At 65.9% G+C, this 4,578-nt stretch carries 5 protein-coding genes; 3 read left to right on the top strand and 2 right to left on the bottom strand.

Going from position 1 to position 4,578, the window contains the following annotated elements; all coding sequences use genetic code 11:
* Positions 1–192: 192 nt before the first annotated feature.
* The 3 genes from EN964_RS25435 to EN964_RS25425 are packed head-to-tail and all read left to right on the top strand — an operon-like array spanning position 193 to position 2,320.
* Positions 193–864, top strand: coding sequence for an amino acid ABC transporter permease (locus EN964_RS25435; protein WP_127271796.1), 672 nt, complete (start codon positions 193–195; stop codon positions 862–864).
* The gene (locus EN964_RS25430) at positions 861–1,535 is read left to right on the top strand and encodes an amino acid ABC transporter permease (RefSeq protein WP_127272108.1); all 675 of its coding nucleotides are present in this window, start codon (positions 861–863) and stop codon (positions 1,533–1,535) included. The genes EN964_RS25435 and EN964_RS25430 overlap by 4 nt, the downstream gene beginning before the upstream one ends.
* Positions 1,536–1,591: 56 nt before the next feature.
* Positions 1,592–2,320 carry an amino acid ABC transporter ATP-binding protein gene (locus tag EN964_RS25425; RefSeq protein WP_164748892.1) on the top strand — a complete coding sequence of 243 codons (729 nt, stop codon included), beginning with the start codon at positions 1,592–1,594 and terminating at the stop codon, positions 2,318–2,320.
* Between the two features lie 7 nt (positions 2,321–2,327).
* Here EN964_RS25425 and arsK read toward each other — a convergent pair whose 3' ends face one another.
* Together arsK and EN964_RS25415 are read right to left on the bottom strand one after the other, a co-directional pair.
* Entirely contained in the window at positions 2,328–3,569 is a 1,242-nt protein-coding gene (gene arsK, locus EN964_RS25420; RefSeq protein ID WP_127270947.1) for an arsenite efflux MFS transporter ArsK, read from the bottom strand.
* Positions 3,562–4,578: flavoprotein (locus EN964_RS25415; protein WP_127276881.1), on the bottom strand; the 1,017-nt coding region annotated here is incomplete at its 5' end. The genes arsK and EN964_RS25415, both read right to left, overlap by 8 nt.

The following is a 4,578-nucleotide window of genomic DNA, read 5'->3' as shown; positions in this document are numbered from 1 at the left end:
TCCTCAACCAGGTCACCATCGATGGTCGCCTGCAGAAGAACCTCGACTACTGGGTCAATTCCGACGCCTGGAAGAAAGACCACTAAGCAGCGATAAAACCCAGGCGGTTTCGCGCGCGTCTCAAGCGCCGCGAAACCGCCTGGAATTTCGCTTCATCCGTCGTTTCCTGCACTCTGGGGATTGCACCCAACGATGCTCGAAAATTTCAGTTTCCGCACCATTGTCGAATATCTGCCGCTGTTCGGGCAGGGCCTGATCACGACCGTCTGGCTGTCGGCGCTGTCCTTTGTCGGCGCACTGATCGTCGGCATCGTGCTGTGCGCCATGAACCTGCAGCGCGGCTGGCTGTTTCGCGTGCCGGCCAAGGCCTATATCGACGCCGTACGCGCCACACCCTTGCTGGCGCAGCTCTATTTCCTCTATTTCGGCCTGCCCCGGCTCGGCTTCGTCCTGCCTGAGCTGGTCGTCGGCATTCTCGCGCTGTCGCTCAACAGCGGCGCCTATATCGCTGAAATCATTCGCGCCGGCATCCTGTCGATCCCACGTGGCCAGGTCGAGGCCAGCGTCGCTTCGGGCATGACCTATGTCCAGCGCATGCGTCTGGTCGTCCTGCCGCAGGCCTTCAAGGTGACGATCCCGCCGCTGCTTGGCCAGGCGATCGTGCTGGTCAAGGATTCCGCCCTTCTGTCGCTGATCTCGGTTTCCGAACTGACGCGCGCCGGCCAATTGCTCGCTTCCGACCGCTTCATGCCGGCCGAAGGTTTCCTCACCATCGCCGCCTTCTACCTGCTGCTGTATTACGGACTGAAAGGACTGGCTGGCGTCTCCAGCCGCTGGCTCGGCACGGCGGGGGCGCGGACATGATCTGGCAACAACTGCAAAGCCTCGCCGGCTCTTATCCGCTGGCCCTGCGCGGCCTCGGCATGACCGTGATGCTGTCACTGATCAGCCTGGTGCTCGGCACCCTGCTTGGCTTCGGCCTCGGCATCCTGCGGACCGGCGGCAACCGGCTGATCTCGGGCTTGATCGGGGCCTGGGTCGACCTGATCCGCGGCACGCCGTTCCTGGTGCAGATCTTCCTGATCTTCTTCATCCTGCCTGAGTTCGGCATCGAACTCGATGCCTTCACCGCCGGCATCATCGCGCTGACCAACCTCGCCGCCTGCTTCATCTGCGAGATCGTCGTTGCCGGCATCCGCTCGGTGCCGACAGGTCAGGTCGAGGCGGCGCTGGCGTCCGGCCTGTCGCGCTTGCAGCGCATGCGCCAGGTGGTCCTCCCACAGGCGATGCGCATCGTGCTGCCGCCGCTGGTCGGGCAGTATGTGCTGCTGATCAAGGATTCTTCCGTCGTCTCGGCGATCGGGCTCACCGACCTCACCCGGGTTGGCTGGCTGGTGGTGCAGCGTGTGCCCAACGGCCTGCTGGTCTTCTTCCTCGTCGGCGTCGGCTATTTCATCGTCTGCTATCCGCTGATCATGCTGGCCCGCCGGCTGGAGCAGCGCATGGGCGCGGCGCATGGCGAGGTGCAGTTGTGACTTCCAACCCCAAAGGTCCAGAAAACATGACCAAAACGGGCCTTGCCAAAACCGGCATGATCGACTTTCGCGGCGTCAACAAATGGTTCGGCACGCTCAATGTGCTCAAGGATATCACGCTCAGCGTCGAGCCGCGCGAAGTGGTCGTCGTCTGCGGCCCGAGCGGCTCGGGCAAGAGCACGCTGATCCGCTGCGTCAACGGCCTGGAGGCGATCAAGGACGGCGACCTCGTCGTCGATGGCCAACGCCTGGGCGACCCCGCCACCAACATGACGCAGCTGCGCACCGAGATCGGCTTCGTCTTCCAGTCGTTCAACCTCTACCCGCACAAGACGGCACTCGAAAACGTCACGCTCGCCCCCATCCACGTCCGCAAGATCCCGCGCGCCGAGGCTGAAAAAGCAGGCCGCGAATTGCTGGCCAAGGTTGGCCTCGCCGATAAGGTCGATGCCTATCCCGCACAGCTCTCCGGCGGCCAGCAGCAGCGCGTGGCGATCGCGCGTTGCCTTGGCATGCGACCCAAGATCATGCTGTTCGACGAGCCGACCTCGGCCCTCGATCCCGAGATGATTTCCGAAGTGCTCGACGTCATGGTGGCGGTCGCCGATGAAGGCATGACCATGATGGTGGTGACACACGAGATGGGCTTCGCCCGCAAGGTCGCCCAGCGCGTGGTGTTCATGGACGCCGGCGCCATCGTCGAAAGCGGCACGCCGGACGAGTTCTTCTCACACCCCAGGACCGACCGCAGCCGCGCTTTTCTGAGCAAGATTCTCAGACATTGAGGCGCGGTCAGGCCGCCTCTTCCGGATTGCCGCCAATGGCGAACGCAACCCGGCCGCGGCGCCTCAGCAGCACGATGGCGAGGAAGGCGATGACGCCGCTCGCGGCGACGACCACCAGGACCCACAGGGAATTGGCGACGGATGTCCGCGCCATCATGAAGGCGAGCGCGAACGGCGCGAAGGCCGAGGTGAACTGACGGGCAGCACTTGCCCATCCGAGCCGCGCACCATAGCCCTCGCGGCCGAAGAGTTCGAGCGGCAAGGTGCCGCCGACGATGCTGGTGAGGCCGGAACCGAGGCCGAACAGCAATACGAACACGAAGGCGCCGGGCAGCCATGGCGTCGTCAGGAGCAGTGCGCACAGCCCGGCTGTGACCAGCGACGCGGCGATGACGGCGAGGTGCGTTTGCTGCAGGCGGCCGCCAAACAGCATGTTGATCAGCCGGCTGGCGACCTGCGCCGGCCCGAACAGGGTCGAGACGAAAAGGCCTGCGGTCCCGAGCCCCAGCGCCGCCGTCAGCGGCACCATGTGGATGAGGATCGCCGACAGCACGAAGCCCTCGGTGGCGAACCCCGCCAGCATGAGCAGGAACACGGCCCGGCCACGCCGCGCATCGAGCCGCGTGCCCGCTTCATCGGGGGCGGGCCCGCGCTCTTGCGGCATGACTGTTGCGTGGCGGCGCGACAGGCGCATCAGCCAGGCGTGGATCGGCAGGCAGAGCCCGAGATTGAGTGCGGCGAACAAAAGATAGACCTCGCGCCATGTCAGATGCGCATGCAGCGCCGAAGTCAGTGGCCAGAACAGGGTCGAGGCGAACCCGGCGATGAGCGTCAGGTGGGTGATGCTGCGTTGCGGCCGGGGAACCCCGATCTGCACGATCGCCACGAAGGCGGCGCTGTAGAGGACGAAGCTGGAGGCCAGCTCCATTGCCAGCAATGCCAGGACGAAGGTCACGCGGTCGGGCGCGACGGCGCACAGCGCCAGCGCCACGGCTGCCGCCACCGAGCCGACGGTCATTATGCGCCCGGCGCCGAAGCGGTCGGCCCACCGCCCGGCAGTCGGCGCGAACAGGCTGCCGGCAAAGAGCGAGGCCGACAGCGCGCCGAATACCCAGCCTTCCGTGAGCCCGAACTCCCCAGCCATTGCCGGCGCGAGGATCGAGAAGCTGTAATAGAGCGTGCCGTAGCCGATGATCTGGGTCAGTCCAAGCGCCCAGATTGCCTTGCGCAGGACAGATCGTTCAGGCATCGACGCCGGCCGCCATATTCTCTCGCGTCTCGGTGGCTGGCGCGGTTGCGCAGCCGCAACCCGATGCGCCGGTTGCCTTGGCGTCCGCATCCCTGACGCAGCAGGCATCGACAGCGGGGGGCGGGGCCCCGCCACAGCAGCCGGCGCTTGCCGACACCGTCACGACACCGACGGCGCTGCACACGCCGGTCTCCGGCAGCACCAGCCGGACTTCGCGGGCCGCGGCATGGTCTCCGGCAATATCGGCCACCACCGAGCGGACTTGCTCGTAGCCGGTCGCCATCAGGAAAGTCGGGGCACGGCCGTAGGATTTCGAGCCGACGATGGTGAAGCCCGGTTCGGGGTGCGCGAGCTCTGCAATGCCATGCGCCGGAACCGTGCCGCATGAGTGGTAGTTTGGATCGATCAGTGGCGCCAGTGCCGGCGGCGCTTCGACGGCGTGATCGAGCGCGATGCGGATTTCGCTCAGGAACGACAGGTCTGGCCTGAAGCCGGTGGTGACGACGATGCGGTCGATGGCCAGGTTGAACGGCTTGCCACCCAGGTTGGCGTCGACCACGAGGCCCTCGCCTTGTCTCTCGATGCCGTTGACGGCGAAGGGCGCCAGCATGTTCAGCCTGCCATCCGCCATCGCCTGCCTGGCCGCCAATCCAAGCGCGCCGCGTTCCGGCAACTGGTCGTTCAGCCCGCCGCCGAGCAGTCTCTCGATGCTGGCGTGGCGCAGCGCCCAGAAGATTTCGGTGCCAGGCGCCGCATCCTGCAACTCCATCAGCGCCAATGCGACGTTGATGGCCGAGTGCCCGCCGCCGATGACCAGGATGCGCTTGCCCGCATAGTCTTCTCTCGCCTTGCCGACCACGTCGGGAATGCCATAGGCGATGCGTGCCGACGCCTCGCCTTCGCCGACAACCGGCAGCCCGTCGACGCCGATCGGATTTGGCCGCCACCATGTGCCGGAGGCGTCGATGGCCGCGCGCGCGAGAACGCGGTGTTCGCCGCCGGTATCGCG

It is taken from the genome of Mesorhizobium sp. M7A.F.Ca.CA.001.10.2.1, assembly GCF_003998575.1.
Lineage (GTDB): Bacteria > Pseudomonadota > Alphaproteobacteria > Rhizobiales > Rhizobiaceae > Mesorhizobium.
The sequence above is the reverse complement of the archived record's forward strand: the minus strand, read 5'-3'. Positions and strand labels throughout refer to the sequence as shown.